Raw genomic sequence first — 21,376 nt, forward strand, 5'->3', positions numbered from 1 at the left:
ATTGTCATGATTCCTTAATATTTTAAATTCAGTGATCTTATTTTTTAAATCTGTGAAATAGTTCGGAATAAAGCATAATATTCCAATTGCTTACGGTTTTGAAATAACGATTTTTCATCCCGCCCAGCGACGTCAGATACGGGTTCTTCTTCCACTGCGGGAAGCTTTGATTCAACCGTTCCCACCCCATTTGAATCGTCGTTTTCCGATCCTGCCGATCCGCAATCTTCGTGCTTCTTAAGAAAGAGTTCCCTAAAAAGAACTTAATATGCAGATATTCCAGTTCATCATGATATTCCTGATCCCATCCCTGGACCTTAAAATAATCCGTAATGATTTCAAAAACATGAATCATATCCTTCACTTCATGATTGTTCGTATGCGTAATTGAATTTCCCAATTGGATATAACTGACAAAAGCTTCGTCCACAAAGGCTAATTTTTTTACATGCGGCGCTAAGCAATAAAGAAAACACGCATCCTCATAGCGATAGCCCGTCGGAAACTGCAAGCCGGTTTCCCGGACAAAATCAGTGCGGTAAATTTTATTCCAAAGCGTGGCAAACAAGTGGATCATCATTTCTTTTCCCGGAGCGTACGGACCTTCCTTTTCCAGCCGCTTCTGTTCGCCATAGACCCAATTAAAATTGGAAACGACGACATCCGCATTTTCTTTCTCTGCCGCCGCGACCATCTTCTCAAACATATCCAGTTCTGTAAAGTCATCACTGTCGAGAAAGCCAAAATACTCTCCCTGCACCTGCGCTAAACCAAAATTGCGAGTCTCCGCAATCCCGCCGTTGGGTTTCTTAAATGGACGAATTTGCGGATACCGCGCGGCATAGTCATCAATAATCTGTTGACTGTTATCTTTTGTTCCATCGTTGATCACGATAATTTCCATATTTTTGAGCGTCTGATTCACTAAGGAATCAAGACACCGGGGCAGATATTTTTCAACGTTATATACCGGTACAATCACACTGAGGATGGGTTTCATTTTCCACCGCCTGCCTTTCTGATCAATCCTTTAATTTTCATTCTGTTTGTTTAACCTATTATACCATCACCGTTGGTTTACAACAATAGACCTGTTAAAATTTTCATTGAAATAAAAGCCATGGTTTCCCATGGCGATCAATTTTTCTGTTCTTTCGGGCGCATTACAAGATCCAATAAAACGCCTACCAGCAAAGCCATAAACGAAGACGTCAGAAACTGATCGATCGTATGTCCGCTGATATAAGAAGACACTAGCCCGCAGCCCAGCGCCATTGCGTAGACTAAAACATCCAGCCGGAGCATCTTTTTCCAACGAAGCAAGACGATAATGGCACCGAAGCAGGTCACCAGCAGCCATGGCAAAACCGTCAGCGCAGCGCCGGCATAGCCCATCGTATAAATCTGCTGGGCAAAATCTCGTTCCAACAAAATCGAGCCGTTATTGAAGGTTGAATACCCCATGCCTAAAAACTTTTCGGAGTTAGAAAGTTCCCCCCATTTGTAGCTCATGAAAATCTTTTCGATCTGCCGGCCGTTCACCCGCTGTTCCAGCGGCAGTTCCAGGACGTCAACCCAGAACTTCGGATCCGCTGTGTAATAGTACCACTCCATATAATACTGAGTCGGCACGCTGGCCATCAGATTTGCGCGGATTCCATAAGCTTCAAACATAAAACGATAATAATCGCTTGTTTTTAATTCCGTCGTATTCTCCAGCGAAGTTCCCAACTCTCTGCGCAGATAATCATCCTGCAATAAGATCGCGGTGTTCGCTGAGTCGATATTCTGATTGACAACCGCTGGTGAAAATGGCAGGATACAGCCGCTGATCGCTGCGGCAGCAGCGCAGAAGAACAAGACTGTTTTTTCCAGCCGGTTTTCCTTCATGATTAAAGTCGTAAAAAGATACAGAACAAGGAATCCGACCGGGATCAGCACCGTGCCAAACGTGGCGACCCGCGTCGAAAGGATGATCATCGACAAACTATGAATTCCGATCAATGCGCCTAATGCAATCCGCTCCTTCTTCGAGGTGCTGCGCTGGAAAAACAGATACAATAACGGCAGCAGCATAAACATTAAAATACCGACCGTATTTCCTTCTTCAAAGAAAAACTTGGAAGCCAGCTGACGAGGATGAATCTTCGTCGGATCCGCATAGATTCCTAAAAACCAGCTCAGAAACGGAGCCGCAGTCATTCCGGCATACGTCGATTCGCCAAACACAAACAAATCGCCGATAAAGATCGGCAGCGCAGTCAGGCACGATAAAGCGACGGTGACCCCCTTTACGATTTTTTCCGTTAATTGAAGATGAACGACTGCATAAATCATTCCATACGGAATGACCAGCGTCAGGAAATAGGTGATTTCCTTTGATAACTGGAAGAAGAAATTCGGCGTCAGATATAAGCTTTTGTAGATCTGAGCCCCCTGCCGGATATGCAGCAGAAAATAAACTGCCAGCGCTAAGCCGTACAAACCGCCAAACAACAACGTTTTCTTTTTATTTTTATCAGCCAGAAAAAATGTCCATAAAACAGCCAGAGGAATGATTAAAAAGCGGATAATCGTCGACGGCCGGGGAATTCCAAACTGATCAAGAAACGGATAGATTAAGTAATCCAGATCAATCAAAGGCTGGATGATAAACAAAAGGAGAACAAAGCCTTTCATCGCCTTATGCGAATGAAAAACCGATTTTATTTTCGTCATTGTTTACCCTCCCTTTCTGAATCATCATGAAGACCAAAAACCCGATCCAACAGAATCGCCGCGATCAGCGCCATAAACATTGTCGTGACAAACTGATCTAACGTATGACCGCTGAGATACGCTGCTCCCAAGCCGCAGCACAGGGATGTAGCCAGAACCATGATCTCCAGGTTCATGCACTTCTTCCATCGCAGCAGAACAAACACAGCGCCGGCAGCCGTCAGAATCAGCCAAGGTCCTGCCAGCAGGAGATCGCCCAGGTAGCCGAGCGTATATTTTTGTTGGATAAAGTCCTGCTCGAGCAAAATGGAGCCATTCATAAATGGTGTATATCCCATACCAAATAATTTCATCTTGGAATCCGCCATTCCCCATTTCACATTCATGAAATAGGTTTGGAACTGTCGGCCCGTTAAGCGTTCTTCCAGCGGCACAGTGAACAATAAATCACTCCAGAAGACTGGATCGGCCTTGTAGCTATACCAATCCATGTAATACATCTTGGGAATGCTGGATATCAGATTATCCTCAATTCCGGACTTCTCAAAGGCCTTTAAACAGAATTCTTCATAGGCTTTCGAGCCTGGCGTCAGGTTTAAACGGCCTTCATAGGCTAAAATTCCTTTTTGCAGCAAATCATCGTCGCCGCGCACCGCGTCGTCGCTTTGAGCATCACGCTTTTGATTTTGAATGGCCGGCGTATAGGGCAGAATCATCAAGCTGACTAACGATACAGCAGCGCAGAAAATCAGCACTATCCCCTTTATTTTCTGATGCCGAAGCAGCAGGCCGTCAAAGAGATAAAGTCCGGCAAAGGCGATCGGGATCAAAAACGCGCCCAGCGACGCTACCCGCGTTGACAAAATCAACATGGACAAGCTCTGGACGATGATCAGCATTGCCCAGGAAATTTTTCCCTTGAGTTCCTTGCTCCGGGAAAAGAAATAATACAATAACGGCAGCAGCATGAACAAGAGAATCCCAATTGTATTTCCTTCGTCAAAGAAAAATTTACACGCTAACCGCCGTGGTTCCACCGTTTCATATATCCCGGTAAACCAGCTGAAGAAACTGGCCGCAGTATTGCCCAGATAGGTCGACTGTCCAAAGACAAACAAGTCGCTGATCAAAATGGGAAATGAGATCGTCGCAGATAAAATCGCCGTGATCTGCTTTAATAATTTTTCATTGACCTGCAGCGTCGTAAAGGCGGCGATCAGTCCAAAGGGAATGATCAACGTTAAACAATAGACCAGCTCGCCGAACAAGGAGAACTGGAAATTGGAAGTCAGTCGCAGCAGTTCCGCGGTATTTCTCGTCACCTGGACATGAATCAGAAAATAAACCGCGAAGACCGCGATATACAATCCGCCTAGGATCGGCGTTTTCCGACGATTTTTTCCCTTGTTGTAAAAACATCCGACGATCAAAGCGGGAATCAGCAAATACCGGACGATCGTCGAAGGACGCGGCAAGCCAAACTGATTCAAATAAGGATAAATCAAATAGTCCAGATCCATCATCGGCTGAAACGCCAGAATTAAAAGTAAAATTCCAATCGCTGTCCCCTGCGTAAACCAGGGACGCAGAAACTCTTTGATTTTTCGCATCAGTCAGCCTCCTTTGTGCAGTTCTGTGACATTGTACCGGTTTTCGTTCCAGTTGTCTAATTTTTTTACGATTGAGGTTATTGTTTCTTATAAAAAACTAATTTTGTCGTTTCCGGCAAACCATAATATTCTTTGAAACTATTCTGATGATAAGTATCGCCTTCCTCAATGTCCGCGGAATGAATGCTTTCTTCCGGCATCCGCGGGATCCAGGCTTCATCATCCTCCGGATGCTCGCGATAATACTGCAGAATGGATTCCCGTTCCGACTGAACTTGCGCAACCTGAGTATAGATTCGCTTCCAAGATAAGCTGCGCTGCAGACACATCCCTGTACAGCAAATCAGAATCACCGCCGCCTCAGCGGAACTGATTTTAATTTTCGAAGCCACCGAAGCCGTTAATAAGATGATAAAGTACACCGTATACAATGAACTCCGCGGACCATAAATCGGCGAAAGCAGCATTGCTAAATTACACGTTCCCGCCATCATTACCATCATCAATTTTTCTAATCGTTCTTCATCCTGATATAAAGTAAATAAGATCCAAAACAAGTTGACGATATAAAGAATATAAAAGATCGAGCAGAAGATCAAGCCCTGAGGCGTTTCCAAATCATAAAAGAAACTGAAAACCTCAAGGTTCATTTTCTCGACGAACGTCGGGGCAAAGCAGGCCACAATCGCGATTGTCAGGATGAATCCTTGAACGAACGCTGCCAGCTTATCTTTTTTATTCATCCAGATCCGGTCTACCCAATGATGAATTAAGGCCAGGAATGTGATCAGGCTCAGAATCAGCATCATATATTTATTCGCAATGAACGTGTAATTCAGGAAATTACCCCAGTTCTGCTGGATCTGACCGAACAAGCCCAGCGCAATCCACGCCTGGTTATCCCGTGCCAGCCGGAACGCCGCGCCCGGCGACATCCGGATCAAGGCAAAGCCAAGCACGCTGACCACGAGTCCCGCGCCCGTTAGCTTCAACGCGTCTTTTCGCTTGAAATATGCGTAAAGCAGCATCAGGAAATTCAGCAAAATACTGGCCGCTGAACAATTTTCCATAGCCAAACCGATATAAAAATTAAGAAGGATCAGCGCGGCATAATGTCCTTTTTTTATTTTTCGTTCCGAAAACAAGATATTTTTCATCATCCAGATGACCAGCAGAATCAAAAATAACGGCACGACGTAGGTTGTTCCCATAATCCAAGTGTAGGTTTCCATCCGCAGCCGGTCCGCCACCGTTAACATCATCGCGGCAATCAAGACCGCTACGGATAACGGATTACGCTTTGGATTCACAATTTGATATAGCAAAACATAGATTCCCGCGAATAAGGCAGGATTCAGGAAATTCCACAGACCTTTTCTCGGCGCTACGATGAAGCCCCAAAGCTCCGCGAAATAACGCCCCGACCAGGAGAAATAGAATTCCCACGCTTTGACGAACGGATTCCCGCTCATCCCATTAACCGCGTAACCCCAATCATCTCCCGCCAGCGGCGTCCTGACGGTCATGTAGTAAAACAGGACAAAGATGAACAAAGCGCCTAACAGCCAGCACCCGGACTTTCCTTTTTTTAATTTTTCCATACATCCGCCTCCGTTATAAAACTTCTGTAAACTTTCGGATGATTTCATCATTCGGATAATGATATCCCTGCAGCTGCCGTTTCATCTCCTGCAGCTGATCCTTCGATTGCAACGCGTTCAGCAAGCCTTCGTTCAAGCCTTTCTGGCTATTCTCAACAATCCATCCAAAATGCGGCGCAGTGATCTGTTCATGAACGCCCGCAACCTCCGTCGACAAGACCGGTGTTCCGGCAATAAACGATTCATTAATCACCGTCGCGAAACCTTCATACAAAGAAGACAGAACAAACAAGTCGCAAGCCCGGATATCGGCATACGGATTTGTTTTAAAGCCCAGGAAATGAACGTGCGTCAGATTCAGATCTTTCTGCATTTTCAACAACATCGCTTCCTGCTCTCCGCCGCCGATTAAATAAAGTTCATGTTCAATCCCCTGATCCAGCACATATTTATGCGCCAGCAGCAATCGGTCCGCCGCCTTTTGCGGATGAAATCGGATTACTGAAATCACATTCAGTTTTGAAGGATCAATCTCTGCTTGATCTTCTGTTTTTGTCTTTCCTTTTTCTACTTTTTCAGTATTCATCAGATTATGAATCGTTATGACATTCTGAATACCGAAGACCTTTTTATAGGCCTCCGTGGCTTCCGCTGAATCCGCAATATTCAGATCAATCTTCTGCAAAGCAGACTTCACCAATCGCATATGATTCGCGGAGTAATTGCAGACACTGTAATCGGTCAATACCCAATTGACTTTCCGCTTACTATTGCCATAAGCGGTAAAGATTGTACAGAATCCCTCTTTCGCCGCCATTTCCACATCATAGACGCCGGACAGCATCTTTTTTCGCTCCTTGAGGATTTTACTGCGGATCAATCCTGTTTTCATGTACAGCAGCAAGCGCAGCTTACTGAAAAGATGCGGAAGGTCTCCCTTTTTCAGCAATTCTTTGAGCGGGCTGTCCACGGCATTAAAAAACGATGTTCCTTCAATCACGCGCACACCCTCCGGGATATCCTGAAGCAGTGTGCCTGTTTTATGTAAGACCAACAAATCGATTTGATATACCTGCTGATCAAGATTTTTCATCAATGTATTTAAAACGCGGGCAACGCCGCCCATTTCCATTTCATCGTTAACAAATAAAATTCTGCGTTTGTCACGCTGATTTTGACCGGTCATAAATGCCGAGCACCGCCTTCCATTGTTTCCTCTTCAACAGCGCAATGATCAGTTTTTTCTTCAATCCCGCTGATTTTACGAATGCATCCTGCTCCCAATCCGGATAACACTGTTTTAATTGCTTCATGTTTTCCGCCAAATACTTTTCCCTGTCTTCCGATTCATCAAAGTCCTTGATCCGCAGCGTCGTTAAATCTAATCCATGAATGATATAGCAATGCTTCATTTCCAGAATAAACTGGTTTTTCAAAGATGTATCATCGCAATGAACCTCTATATATTCAATGACATGCTGAATCGCTTTATAGATATCAAATATTTTAGGATTTGCGCTGTGCGCGATCGAACCTGTCCGCTGATAATAAACATAAAACGCTTCGTTCACTTTCACAATCCGTTCCGCATTAAAGCAGATCATCGGAATCGTTGCCAAATCCTCATACCATTTTCCAACCGGGAATTCAATGTCCTGAAACAGAGAACGGGCAAAAAGCTTATTACAAGCGCTGTTATTCATACGAATCAATTCCGGATGGGTTTTCACATCCCCAACAGCAAACTCTCCGCCGCTGGCAAATTCAACCCGGCCGTCATCATAGAGATACTCCATATCACAAACACCTATTTGAGCTTGCTGCTCGACCATCGCCGCCAACATTTTTTCGATCATCGCCGGGCGAATAAAATCATCGCTGTCGATAAACGCTAAGTATTCTCCCCGCGCTCTTTGGATTCCAATATTCCGGGCGTCGCTTAACCCGCCATTCGTTTTTTGAAGCAAACGAATTCGTTTGTCTTTTTCAGCCCAGTTCTGCATTAATCGATATGACTCATCCGTTGAGCCGTCATCAATTAAAAGAATTTCCAAATTTGAATACGTCTGATCTACAATTGACTGAACACATCGGTCCAGATAGGCTTGTACGTTATAGACTGGAACAATGACACTGACAAGATGTTTCAATTTTCATCACCTTTTATAGTATACCAGAATTTAATTCGGGTTGTGAATTTTTCAGAGAAGAAAACACGCTATAAACTTACTCTTCAGCATTTCGCAATAATGACGGGGTTGAAAAAGCAGCGCACTGAATTGCGAATGAAGCAATAATTAAAATACGATACGTATAAAAATAATGCATAAATGAATGATTCCGCAAAACAAGAATCCAAACTAAGGGGACACATACGAAACAGGACATTATCAGTATTTTCTGAAAGAATAACCGTTGATCGTGAATCAGTAAAGCAACGACTGAAGGAATTTTCATCATTAATGGGATATAGAATAAAAGAGCATAGGGTAAACGCTGCAGCAATTTCAGATTTTTTTCTAATACCATGGAATAGGTTAGTTCCAAATTTTTCACTTCATCGTTAGTACGCAGAATAATCTGTTGGATCGCATCCAGATAAATATTCTCATGAAGAACCAGCGTAGCTACAGTCCACTTCCCCACCCACATCAGGGCATAACCACCGATCCAGGCGCAGGCTATCGCCGCAAAAGTAATCAAAGATTCTAAAATAGTCGTTTTCTTTTTACCGCTGAATAACAAAAGAACCGCCGGAATTCCAAACGTAATCAGAGGATAAGTCAACAGGTCAAAGTAATTGGTCACCACTCCGATAATGAAAAAGAAATAAATCGCATTTTTTCTTCGATCCAGGTTCTCTCGGAAATGAAATAATAGAATCGTCGCAATCAATGTGATATACACAATGAACGAATACTGTAAGCAATAGGCCGTAGCGACAGGCATTAAAAAGACAAAAGCAACTAATAAGGGTACCACTAGCTTCCTGCCGCCCTGTTCCGCCATTGTTTTTACAGCCAGGCCTAACAAAAGGATTTGTAAAAACAGGTTTAAGATGCGAAAGTCGAGATAGGTCATTGAAGACAATGCCAGCTTTAACGGCAGCAGGTATCCATGCCAATAACGAGCATAGGCGTAGACCTCTTTCCCTTCTATCTTTTCTTCAATAAGATCCAGAAAGCTTTGTTGCATCGTTTGTTCCTCGTTGAAATAATGATGCGCTGCCACAGCATTAACAAAGTTACTTTGATCACTCTCATAAATCATCGTATTCATCATCAGAGCATCTGTATATAAATCCAGCATGGTGGCATCATCGTTTTCGATAACCCTGAAATATTCCGACTCCATTTCCTTTTCAAAAACTTCCAGGTTCTCTGTAAGATTTTCTTTTACAGGCTGAACAGGAAGTGAAAAAGCGATAGTGTTCAGAGCCAGACCGCTCACTATCGCTATCAATAAAATCAAAATCAGATTTCTTATCATTTTTAACGTGTTCATGCCTGCCATTATAGAGTTTCTGAGTATTCGAGTCAAATTAAGATTTTCTAAACTTTTTTGAATTCCTCAGCGAAAGCAATATTAGAATTATTAAAGAACCCAGCGAAATTATTGCACCTACTTTTAAATATGGGATTTCATAGCGAAATTCCAGATGATAATTACCGCTTCCTAAGCGTAGACCGATAAATCCTAAATTCACTTTCTCATACGGCACCTTCTCGCCGTTCACATAAACTTTCCAACCTTTGTCATAAGGAATAGATGTAAATATATATCGTTCATCCGTCAAATTGATATCTGCCGATATATAATCCCTATCAAATAATACATTTTCAAATTTTTCCTGTTGTGTCTGTTGATACCATTGGTCGTAGCTTCCATCATTCGGCTCAAAGTAAACATCCATAAAAGCGGCAACACCTGAATTATTTTCACCTTCAACAACAATTTTATCAATTTCCATATTATTCGATAAATTTATATCAACATAATTATATTGACTGTATGGTTGTGAACAAATTAAATTATTATCGGAATATAATGACAGGGTAATCTCTGAAACTCCATAATTAATTATATATAGTGTTCCATTACTGAGAGGAACATCTAACTTAAACTCTCTATGTTTTTCATCAGCCAATTGACCCACATATTCTAAATTAGAATTTAACTCGTAAACATTATTTTCGCTAAACTCGGTAACAAGATAATCCTGCATAACTTGATCTTGTAAAAATACAGGCAAGGTCTTGAAATAATCTTTATTGATTGTTTCTTTATAAGTTTTGCCCAATTCAATAAAATACGGATTTCTATATACGGTATATCCAGATTGCTTATCTCTATAATAAAATTCATAATGCTCAGGAATCTGAGTTTCAAAATCGTATGTTACCCAATATTTCGCTGACATTAAATTATATACTTTGTTTCTCCCCATAGCTTCTGAAACAAACCAATTCGACCTTGACCGATCATAAAATTCATCGGTTTCTACATTGTAAACTGTATTATAGAAAGAAAAGCCTGGATAGTTCTTAGCAAAAGGTTCATTGGGCGTAGTTATTACAAACGCTCCTGGGGCTCCCGGAATTTGATAAGATTCCGATGCATATAGAATTCTATAATACCCATCATCCATCGATTTGATATAATCTATTGCTTCGGTAGAGTGTTCTGGCTGCTCAAAATATTTATAATTGATTCCGTAATTATAAGCTACAAATATTCTGCCAGAAGCAATTGCTTCTAGAGCAAGAACAAATATTAAAATCCATGAGTGTCTTTTTTTTAACTGATAATATATAACATAAATAATTACAAAAACAATTTCTAATAAAGACACTATTCCTACTTCGATTAACTGTTTCCTTGGCCAATAATGATTTAAATACATATTTAATAGAAATCCTAAAATGCAGATTATTGTCAATCCCCCCGAAAACCATAAGCATCTTTTTTTTATTAAATCTTGTTCTAATTCATCATTAATTTCAATTAGCGTCATAGCGTTTAAAATTAAAAACATATAAGTCCATCTTGTATCAATTGATCTTTGCAGCAAATACCACAAGTATTGAAAAATTAAAATTGCACTTAACAGTAAATAACAGCTTAAATAACTATTCCTTTTTACTTTATCTTTTAAGCATAAAAGTAATGGCAAAAGCAGTGGAGTAATAATAAGAGCAAAAAGACTACAGCCGCCGCCCCAACCAATAAAATCGTGAGTATATTCTGGAATATAATAGCTCGCATTGAATCGATCGAAAACCGGACTAAATATAGTACTAACAAAATAAATTAATTCGTTTAAACCAATTGTATCAAAAAGCTTAACCGTATTCTCAGTAAATCGACTACTATTCATTATTAAATATGCACATGGAATTAAAACTATTGCACTTATCCCTATTCCTAATAAAACATTCCCAATAAATTTCACCGCTGCTTTTACAAGATTTATCCAAGACAAATTATTTCTACTAATTTCAATATAACGAATTAAAGCATATAAACATAAAAATGGAACAAACATATATAAAAAATAATAATTGACTATTCCTAATGCTCCGATCCCTAAAACTAAAGGCAATATTTTATTTTCTTTTAAATACACCTCAGTGAATCCTAATATTAAAGGATAAAGAAGAAACGCATCCAAAAACATATTATATGCAAAGTAAAAAAATACCCAGCCAGAAAAAGTTATAATAAAACTGGCAATTAATCGAGATCTTATGTTTTTTGTTAGTTTTCCAGTCCAATAATACGTAGTGAAAAAAAGCAAAATAATTTTGAGCATATTCAGATCCAAAAACAAATATTTGATAAATTCCCGAGGAAATAATAATGTTATATAAAAAAAGGGACTAGTTAAAAAATAGTATACATAGGACATGACATTTCCGCCTACTCCTAGTGACCATTCAAATTGTGATAGTGATCCGGATCTAATTCGTTCCCATCCGCCTAGATAGAATTGATACATTTGTTCAACTGAATCGCCTGGAAATATATAAATTCCTTGATTATAAAAAAAACAATTCAGAAAAATTAGAAAAACGATTATAATAACTATCATAGGTAACCCTATTTTTTTAAATTTTTTCGACATTAGAATCCTCCATCAATTATAAACTCAGAGTAATTATAAACAGAATTGTTGATAAATCAAATACTTTCAAAATACATAGGAGAAAAATATGCACAAAAACTTACATGATTTAAAAGTGTTCAAAATCGTTTTGTTCTCAATAGTTATTTCTTTCTTATTTTGTATTATGTTTATTAGTTCTTCATCAATTCCTAAGGGTGATGATCTAGTTTTTCATTTGAATCGAATTAATTCTCTATCCTACTCCCTACAAAATGGCGATTTCTATCCTTATATTTTTCATAATCAAAACTTCGGATACGGTTATGCTTCACCTATATTTTATTCCATTTTATTCTTATATCCTGCATCTTTTTTGAATTGCTTAGGATTTTCTGTAATTGAATCTTATAAAATAATGATTTTATTATGCACTTTTTTAACATGTTTAACTACAGCATATTTCTTGACAGCCTTTACAAAAAATACCTTCAGCATTTCAGTAGGAATCATCTTCTATATTTTCTCTGGTTACAGAATCACTGATTGTTATACCCGAGGTGCACTGGGAGAAATTTTTGCCTTCATATTTCTACCATTAATTCTTTATGGAATTTTTGATATTTTCTATGATACTCATAAAAAATGGCAGGTTTTAACCATAGGCTATACCGGGTTACTTCTTTCCCATAATATTTCTTTTTTTCTAGGCTGTTGCTTATTTCTTTCATTCTTTTCATTAAATGTAAAAAAGACGGTAACTAATCAACAAATCAGATTTTCAATATATAAAGCAATATCTTTCTCAATTGGTTTGACTGCCTTCTTCTTATTTCCTATGTTAGAACAAATCAATACCCTTACTATCGCCAACAATATTCCTCCCAGCAGTGAAGTTCTTAAACTTCAGGATATTCTCGGCTTGCTTAATGGAACCTATATCTATACGCCTGGCATAATAACAATTCTCATTCCATTTATGCAATTTAGAAAATTAAAGAAATATCCTTTTCTTAAGCACTGTTATATAATTGGAATTTTTTCAATATTACTAACAATGTTTACAGCATTATGGAATATACCCGCTTTAGGCTTCATACAATTTCCGTGGAGATTAATTCTATTATCATGCATCTTAATGATTCCTTCTTTTGTATTTATTTTCGAGCAATTAAAATATTCTCGAAAAATGATATTGCTGATTATGGAACTAATTTTCATAATTTACTACTTTAATGCTCAATCTTCATTACCTCTATTATCTAATATTAGCGATCCCCAGCTTAATATTGATAAACTAGTAACAACATTCGGTGACGATGTCAATTTCTGTTCAAGCGAATTAGCACATGGTGAATACTTGCCTAATAAAGAATATGATTATCGATTTAGTAAACGTAAAATAAATACCAATCCTTCAGCTATGGTTGAAATCCCATTTACGGAAAAATACAATGAAATAATATTTAATTCTCTATCAACAGCTAAACCAACAACTTATATTATCCCTTTAACCTATTACAAGGGATATATTATAGAAATTAATAATACAACATTATATCCATATCCTGATTGTGAAAATGCATTTGTAACTTTTGTTCTTGATGATAATTATGCTGATGAAGAAATAAAAATTTCTTACAAAGGAACAAGAATTCAAAAATTAAGTTCTTTATTATCCATCATGACATCAATCATTTTTGGAGCGTTTTTACTGAATAAAAAATATAAGCAACGTTCTTAGATATTTAATGTAAAAGATTAAATTCATAGAGTCTAGGATTATTAGGATAAAAGCTACGATAACGATCACTAATTTCTTTTCGAACTTCGTTTGGAACTTGTTCTATCCTTTGATAAATATTGATATGCACATCATTGTCTAAATCATATTCTCTGATTATACGATAATACGGACCAGACTCTTCAGAATTCAGCATAAATTCTGCCAATATACTGACACATTTCTGATTTTCTTCTCCAAACTGAAGTTGAATAGGATCCGCAACAACGATATAGTAATACTGAAAAAAATCAGCGGGTATTCCATCACGGTAATCATAAGCATCAGCAACCAATAAATTTGCAACCCCTTCATTCTTCTCTGGAAAAAAGGCATTTCTTAACATATCATCGTTAAACAATACAGAATTAGATAAAACATATACGTATTCATATTCATTAGGCGTCTTATCTAAAAATTCTGCCATATTTCGGATTTGATCAAGATCATTACGGATTCTCAAATCAGGAAAAGGCGCTGATATCAACACATTTAATTTATCTAAGAATACATCAACTTTAGGATTTTTACCAAAAACCACTGTTTTTGAAAAATTTATACAAATTAAGCAGGCAGAAGCCGTAAGAAGTGCAGCACTCTTCTTATCAGATAAACAATCAAGAACCTTCTTTAAACCGAAAATCATCAGAATCATCACAGGGCCATTAATAATGTAATAATGATGAGATCCAAAGCTTTGTACACGATTAAATAAAATGACAGCAACTAATGTTTGGATAACACATAAACAAGTAATTAGACGATGTTCTTTCGATTTAATCCCATAAAAGAACCCGATAATTAGCAAAATGATTAAAAGCCAACCGTAAAATTGAATGAACCAGCCAATAACATAAGCAGCTCCACCAACCTTTGCTACAGAATATGCTTCAGCATAGTTATAAGTTGTGATTGTTTTAAATAAAGGGAAGAATAAAGTTAATAGTATGGTTAATGGAATGATGCCGCAAACAAGCATATTCATAAATTGTACTTTTATTTTTGACTTTGTAAGAGAGTGCGCAGACCCTTCCTTTATTAAATATGCTAAAGTATAAGCAATATAGAAACCTACAATCCAATAAGCAAACCATCGTCTAACTAACAATAGAATTATCATAGATATCCCGATAAAGACATTATTTTTCCAGTCAAATGTATCTAAGCCGCCTGCATAAACTAATAGCAAGATACTAGCAATAATAGGTAAACCTGCACTGCCGATATATCCGAAAACCATGGAATATAAATTACCCGCAAAGGTAGCGATAAAAAATCCCAGGAAAGCTTTTTTCAACATTGATTGTTTATCTCCTAAAACCATCAAGCTAAAAATATACAATATTAAATTAGCAGGAAGCACAAAACTATTAAACATAGCTAAAATAAACCGCGGATAAGAGCTTCCTAATAACTGCGTAGGCAGATATAAGAACCATTCGGGTAAATATGAGTATTCTGAATAGTTCAACGAAAACCAAAGGTTATCCATGGCTTCTTTTACACTTCGATCCATCATCTGATTAAATTCAACTGATTTACGCCAAAAGCCGCCAAAATCCCAATAGGCAATAAACTGTTCTTGTCGCAAATGAAGAAATAACATAACATTAATCATTACGAAATTAAATAAAAGAAACAGCAAAATAGATTTTTTATTAGTTTTTACTGTTTCCCTGATTTTATCATTATGCCATAAAACAACAGCGATCAGTATTAAGAGAATTGGATATACACTGCCCACAAGATATTTCATAATTTCACCTCAATAAATCTTTTCTTATTTTATCCTTTAACCTAATGTTATGCAAGTTTCTAAAATAAGCTTTAGAAAATTAAAGTTTAGTCGAAACAAAAGTAGTTATACTATATAATATATTATAGCTTGTTTTTATGGGAGGATATCATGGACTTAACTACTGATTTTCAAGAATTAGTTTCACAGAATTTAGATTATGAGTTCTTAAGAGATAAAACACTTCTTATAACCGGGGCAACAGGAATGCTTGGGCGATATTTAACAGAATACTTTATTTATTTAAATGCCGTGAAAAATCTAAATTTAAGGATACTGCTTATTGTTCGAAATTTAAAAAAAGTTGAATTATTGTTTGGTGATAAATTAAATAAAAATATTCAATATTTAGTTTCCGAGCTAAACACACCTTTAAGAACAGAAGAAAAAATCAATTATATCATTCACGCTGCATCATTGGCAGATCCTCAATATTACAAAACTAATCCAGTTGATGTTGCACTGCCCAATATCTTGGGCACTTATTACCTTCTTGAGTTAGCTTGCAAGAAAAAAATTGAACATTTTTTATATTTTTCAAGCGCCGAAGTTTATGGTAAAATTTCTAATTCACAGCTTATTACAGAAAATACATTGGGTACAATTGATCCGTTAGATATCCGCAGTTGTTATAGCGAAAGCAAACGGATGGGTGAAACTCTTTGCAAATCATATTATGAACAATATCAGGTCCCTGTTACTTGCCTAAGAATCTTTCATACTTACGGTCCAACATTAGATTATCATCACGATCAACGCGTATTTAGTGAATTTGTTAAATCTGTAATTGAAAATAACCAGATTGTTATGAAATCAACCGGAGAAGCAAAACGAGCTTTTTGTTATGTACTAGACCTGGTTTCTGCTTGTCTTACTTTATTGTCTCACGGACTTCCCGGAGAAGCCTACAATATGGCAAATGATGAATGTTTCGTTTCTATCAAAGAACTAGCGCAAGAAATAATCAAGGCTTTTCCAGATAGAAATATTAGCTTTTATAAGGAAAACCGTGAGACAAATTCCTCTTATATTGAAAATAAGGTAACTACCTACATAAATGTATCTACTCAAAAGCTGAGAGCTTTAGGCTGGAAACCTACTATTTCCATTCAGGATGGTTTCCGACGCACAATAAATATGATTGAAGATGAATTAGCCCACAGAAGATAAAAAGCAGATTACAAGTTCTGCTTTTTTACTTTCTTTTGAATTTTTTCGGCTATAACTAAAATAATCAGTAAAAGAACACCGGTTAAACTTGCCACCATTCCCATCTTAAAACCTTGTGGGATAAAAATCATATGAATTTCACTATACCCCTTCGGAATAGAAAACCCAATCATGCCTCCATTCACTGAATAATATTGAATTTTTTCTCCGTTAATTTCAATATTCCAGCCTTCATCATAAGGAATAGGTATTGATATAAACTCTGAATCGGAAGAATTAATTCCTGCATAGATCTGGTTTGATTGACGATTGATATAGGTACATTCTACATTTCCCGATAAATTAATTAATTTTTCCAACTGATCAAGATCTTCTTCATGACATATTACAGTATTTAATATCTCTTCGCTTTGAATATTCTCATGATTCAGCGTTATTATATTATGATAAGTTCGGACAAAATTTTGATAATTCAAATTTTCAAATATTAAAAGATAGTTAAATTCCCCTACCTGTTTAAAATTCTTATGAGGAAGTTGTGAAATATCTGTAACCACCGCATACTTTGTGCATAAAAAATCTATCAGATAGGGATCTTTGATCTCATAAGACCATGGTAAATATGACTCTATGTCAACAATCCGATTCATATCTACAATTGAAGAAGATACGGTGGAATCATATGTCATCAATCCCATAACATTAAAATTTAAATTTAAATTCGTAGAATAATCCCAATAAACAGAACTAGGATCAATATAAATACGATAGAATTGTTCGCTATTTTTCTCATCTAATGTTAAAAGATATTGATTCAAATCGTTACGATTCTGTAGTACATGAGTAACGCCTTGAATTGTTTCTTTTGTAAATTGCCGATAATAACTGTTAGAATACACTGACATATAAGACACAAATAACACCTCAACGAAAGTGAAAATAATAAATATCCATTTTTTGCCTTTTAACAAGACAAAATAACCTATCCATAAAAAAGGTAAAGCAATTAATATTAAACTATATTCGCGGCTATATTTTTGAAAAGGAATATTACAAAAAATTCCTAATAAAGGTGTTCCTAAAAGAAGGATCAAAGATATAAATAAAACAGACAAGAACAAACATTTTCTATTAATAAGTTGATTTTCATCTAAATAAGGCAGAATCAAAGTAAGATTAACAAACAAAGGAAATTGAAACCAACGAAAAGCCGGTTCACTAAAGCCATGCATAATTGAAGAACCAAACGGTATTATCATAATTAATAAATTAACCAATAAAAAGATTATAGTATTTTTGTTCTTTCCTTTTTTTGAAAATATTTGCGGAATCAATAGAGAACAAAATGATCCTGCCCAAAGGCATACATATAATACAGTGTTATTATCAGAAACATAAGTATAGATTGACGAAAATTCATTGGTACGATTGATGATTATACTTGATGGAAAAAACAAACCAGATAAAATGTAAAAATATGTCTTTATACTATCATAGAATAAGAAAGCAGAAGAATTTCCAATTCTTTGATTCGTAAGAATATTAAAAAACTCAGGAATTAATGCGAATCCCGCAAGTAAAACAGCGATAATATAAGTACCAATTAAAGGGATTGCTTCTTTAAAAAAGCCTTTTAATGTATTATGCAAACATGAATATCTATACATAAAATAAATAACACTGAAAACACTAAGTGAATAAAAGTGATAGTAATTTGTTATCGCTAAAAATGCAGTAATTAAGATATATCCTATTTTCTTTTTCTCAATTAAATACCGATCTATTGCCAGAAAATATAGTGGGATAAAAATATAAAATGACAGGAAAAATGGATCTTTTAACGCTTCTAATGAATACGAAGAAAACGCAAATAGCAATGAGCCAATAATGCTTGTAGAACTGGAATAATGATGATATTGACAATAGCGATAAAAACAAACCCCTGCAATTCCCAATTTCACAAAAGTCTGTAGCATAATAACTCGATTATAATCGAAATTAGGAAAAATCAATAATGATAAATAATCAAATATATCATGATAATAGAAAAGTTTACTCCCCCAGAAATTATTACCCAGGAATGCAGACCAAGAATAAAATGGAAGTGAACCTGTATTTTTCATTTCTAAGAACATTGTTTTAAGATTTTCATAGAAAGAACTATATTGGGTCCGCATATCCCACCCCAGCATAAATGGCGTATCTGTAAGAATATATGGAAGGATGATACTCCCCGCTAAACAAGAAAGGAGAATAATTAATAAAATCCAAGGCCGCTTTCTAAATACTTTGCTCATTTTTATATCTCCTGCTATTTCTAGTTTTTAATTTTTCATGAATAATTAATGCAACATATCCCATAATTCCAATCAAAGATATTATTGCTCCTTGTTTAAAGCCTACAGGTGTAAAATACATTTCAATTTGATTATTACCCGCTTCAATTCCAAATCCAACGAATCCACCATTAACAGAATACGTTTTTACATTTTGACCGTTTACAAAGACTCTCCATCCTTCGTCATAAGGCAATGATAAGACAAGAAAACTAGATTCATCTGTGTTGCAGGTACCCGTAAGATAATTTCCTTGATAAGCTATGTTTTCAAGTTCAACAGAATGATTAGAATTCATCATGTTCTGAATTTCCATTAAATCACTCGATTCACATGCAACGATATCTGATAAATGAGTAATTAATTTTGCAGATTCAATTTCTTCATAAGTACTTATCTGATTATAAGTAGTTCCCAAGGAGCGGTAATCATCATTTCTATAAACTAATAATCCTGATCTATAATTATCAGTTAATAAACGCCAACTCAGTCCTTCAGGCAATTCTGAAGGATTGGTGACAATTGCATATTTTACACTCAAAAATTGAAGTATATCCGGATTTTTAATATTAAAAATCCATTCAGAATCATAGTCTTTAACTTCTAGAGCAATTTCTTTCATTTTGTTGAAACTTGGTGCATATGTTGAATCATAAGTCATTGTTCCTTGTAATTGAACCATTAAACTCATGTTATGACTAAAATTCCAATAGATTGACTCTAAAGGAATATAAGTTCTATAATATTGTAAATAATTTATCGGCTCAATGTTTTCCAAAAAAGCATTTAAGTCATTATCTTTCTCTTGTAATACATGCGTAACAGATTCAATAAATTCATAAGTTATTCCTTCACTGCGCATCCGAGAATAATATAAAGTAAATCCTGAAATGGAATATTCAATACACAACACCGTTAAGAGCCATATATAAGATTTTTTATTTAATAAAAGCCACGTATTTATAACTAGAAAAATAATAGCAGATAAAAACAGCAATATTTGATTTCTATAAGCAGATATTGTATTTCCTTTAGAAAGGAACACAGTCAGCGGAATAACTGCAATTAATACAAAGATCGAAATACCCATTGTTATCTTTAAATTTTTAATATTTAATTGATTGATATTTTCCAAATAATGACATACAGTCGAAATTTGAACAAGGATTAATATCATTGTCCATCGAAAAGTTGGATCACTAAAACCATGAGCCATTGAACTTAAAAATGGGAATAACAAAAACAAATTCAAAATTACATAGAATATTAAAGTCACTTTTCTGAAATTTTTATCTTTATCTGAAAAAATTTGCGGTAGTAAAACAGCGGTCAAAGTTCCGCTATATAAACATAGTTCTCTAGTTGTATGGGCAGTAGTTTCAAAAACGTTAGTTCGATAAATATAGATATAATTCGGTACTAACCGAGCGCATAATTCGTGAAGATAAATACTCGGTTGTTCAAAAAACAGTTTCAAAGAAAATTGACCAACACGGTCATTTTGAAGAATATATGCCATTGTCGGCAATGTTAACACACCAGTCATAAAAACACCTAGCAAATAACAACCAATTAAAACTAGGGTATCTTTTATAAAATTTTTAAAATTATCTTTTAACAAGCTATAGCGATAGATATAATAAATTGGAGTAAAGAAAGATAGAGTATAAAAGAAATAAAAATTTGTGAATAACAAAATCATGCAGATAAAAGGAAACATCAGCTTTTTCCCTTTTCGCAAATATAATTCTATGGACGCAAAATATAATGGCATCCAGCAATAGAAAGAAAGAAATGATAATTGTCCGCTATAAAAAATAGCCCAAGAGCTAAATGTATAAGCAATAGAACCAATAAATTTAACTTTAGTATTGTGTTTGTAGCATCCTAGCAAATAATACATTGTCCATCCTGAAACTAAAAATTTTATTACTTCTAATATTTGAGCAACGTCAAAAAAATTCATAGGGATTAACAAACCTATGTAACTAAATATATCCCCCATCAAGTAGTAACTTTTAGAAGCAAAGAAATTATTGCCTAAAAATAAATTCCATGAGTAAAAAGGTAATTGTTTCGTTTCAAAAAACTGTATTATCAGATTTTTAAATTCTGTATAAAACTCAAACCATTGTGGTTTTATATCAGTACCGTATGTCAATGGCATATTATTAATTAAGTAGGGTGAGAATATAATTAAGCTTATTAAAATTATAATTGCACTTAATAATACTAATTTATTCCTTTTAATTAACATATT

General features: G+C 36.0%; 13 protein-coding genes. 2 read left to right on the plus strand and 11 right to left on the minus strand.

Going from position 1 to position 21,376, the window contains the following annotated elements; all coding sequences use genetic code 11:
- Window positions 1-37 precede the first annotated feature (37 nt).
- The 8 genes from DWY25_RS13900 to DWY25_RS13935 all read right to left on the minus strand — a co-directional run bounded on the left by DWY25_RS13900 (window position 38) and on the right by DWY25_RS13935 (window position 12,053).
- Entirely contained in the window at window positions 38-1,000 is a 963-nt protein-coding gene (locus tag DWY25_RS13900; RefSeq protein WP_117895739.1) for a glycosyltransferase, read from the minus strand.
- Window positions 1,001-1,137: 137 nt separating this feature from the next.
- Complete coding sequence (locus DWY25_RS13905) at window positions 1,138-2,718, minus strand: O-antigen ligase family protein (protein ID WP_117895740.1); 1,581 nt, start codon at window positions 2,716-2,718, stop codon at window positions 1,138-1,140.
- The gene (locus DWY25_RS13910) at window positions 2,715-4,328 is read right to left on the minus strand and encodes an O-antigen ligase family protein (RefSeq protein WP_117895741.1); all 1,614 of its coding nucleotides are present in this window, start codon (window positions 4,326-4,328) and stop codon (window positions 2,715-2,717) included. The genes DWY25_RS13905 and DWY25_RS13910 overlap by 4 nt, the downstream gene beginning before the upstream one ends.
- Before the next feature lie 77 nt (window positions 4,329-4,405).
- Window positions 4,406-5,929, minus strand: a complete 1,524-nt coding sequence (locus DWY25_RS13915; protein ID WP_117895742.1) for a DUF6056 family protein — start codon at window positions 5,927-5,929, stop codon at window positions 4,406-4,408.
- A gap of 13 nt (window positions 5,930-5,942) precedes the next feature.
- Window positions 5,943-7,115 (minus strand): glycosyltransferase, encoded by a 1,173-nt coding sequence (locus DWY25_RS13920; protein ID WP_117895743.1) that lies wholly within the window; start codon window positions 7,113-7,115, stop codon window positions 5,943-5,945.
- On the minus strand, window positions 7,093-8,079 hold the full coding sequence (locus tag DWY25_RS13925; RefSeq protein WP_117895744.1) for a glycosyltransferase family 2 protein: 987 nt from the start codon (window positions 8,077-8,079) through the stop codon (window positions 7,093-7,095). Before DWY25_RS13925 ends, DWY25_RS13920 begins: the two co-directional genes overlap by 23 nt.
- Window positions 8,080-8,155: 76 nt before the next feature.
- Window positions 8,156-9,433: a hypothetical protein gene (locus DWY25_RS13930; protein ID WP_147336694.1), complete on the minus strand. Its 1,278-nt coding sequence runs from the start codon at window positions 9,431-9,433 to the stop codon at window positions 8,156-8,158.
- Window positions 9,434-9,470: 37 nt separating this feature from the next.
- The gene (locus DWY25_RS13935) at window positions 9,471-12,053 is read right to left on the minus strand and encodes a YfhO family protein (protein ID WP_117895746.1); all 2,583 of its coding nucleotides are present in this window, start codon (window positions 12,051-12,053) and stop codon (window positions 9,471-9,473) included.
- A gap of 88 nt (window positions 12,054-12,141) precedes the next feature.
- On the opposite strand from DWY25_RS13935, the gene DWY25_RS13940 reads away from it, so the two are divergent.
- Entirely contained in the window at window positions 12,142-13,776 is a 1,635-nt protein-coding gene (locus DWY25_RS13940; RefSeq protein ID WP_117895747.1) for a glycosyltransferase family protein, read from the plus strand.
- 4 nt (window positions 13,777-13,780) lie between these two features.
- Here the strand turns inward: DWY25_RS13940 and DWY25_RS13945 are convergent, their stop codons facing one another.
- The gene (locus DWY25_RS13945; RefSeq protein WP_117895748.1) at window positions 13,781-15,571 is read right to left on the minus strand and encodes a hypothetical protein; all 1,791 of its coding nucleotides are present in this window, start codon (window positions 15,569-15,571) and stop codon (window positions 13,781-13,783) included.
- A 150-nt stretch (window positions 15,572-15,721) separates the two neighbouring features.
- On the opposite strand from DWY25_RS13945, the gene DWY25_RS13950 reads away from it, so the two are divergent.
- Window positions 15,722-16,780 (plus strand): NAD-dependent epimerase/dehydratase family protein, encoded by a 1,059-nt coding sequence (locus DWY25_RS13950; RefSeq protein ID WP_117895749.1) that lies wholly within the window; start codon window positions 15,722-15,724, stop codon window positions 16,778-16,780.
- 8 nt (window positions 16,781-16,788) lie between these two features.
- Here DWY25_RS13950 and DWY25_RS13955 read toward each other — a convergent pair whose 3' ends face one another.
- The gene (locus tag DWY25_RS13955) at window positions 16,789-19,077 is read right to left on the minus strand and encodes a YfhO family protein (RefSeq protein ID WP_117895750.1); all 2,289 of its coding nucleotides are present in this window, start codon (window positions 19,075-19,077) and stop codon (window positions 16,789-16,791) included.
- Entirely contained in the window at window positions 19,061-21,373 is a 2,313-nt protein-coding gene (locus DWY25_RS13960; RefSeq protein ID WP_117895751.1) for a YfhO family protein, read from the minus strand. Before DWY25_RS13960 ends, DWY25_RS13955 begins: the two co-directional genes overlap by 17 nt.
- Window positions 21,374-21,376 lie beyond the last annotated feature (3 nt).

Source organism: Holdemania filiformis (assembly GCF_003459085.1).
GTDB lineage: Bacteria > Bacillota_I > Bacilli_A > Erysipelotrichales > Erysipelotrichaceae > Holdemania > Holdemania filiformis.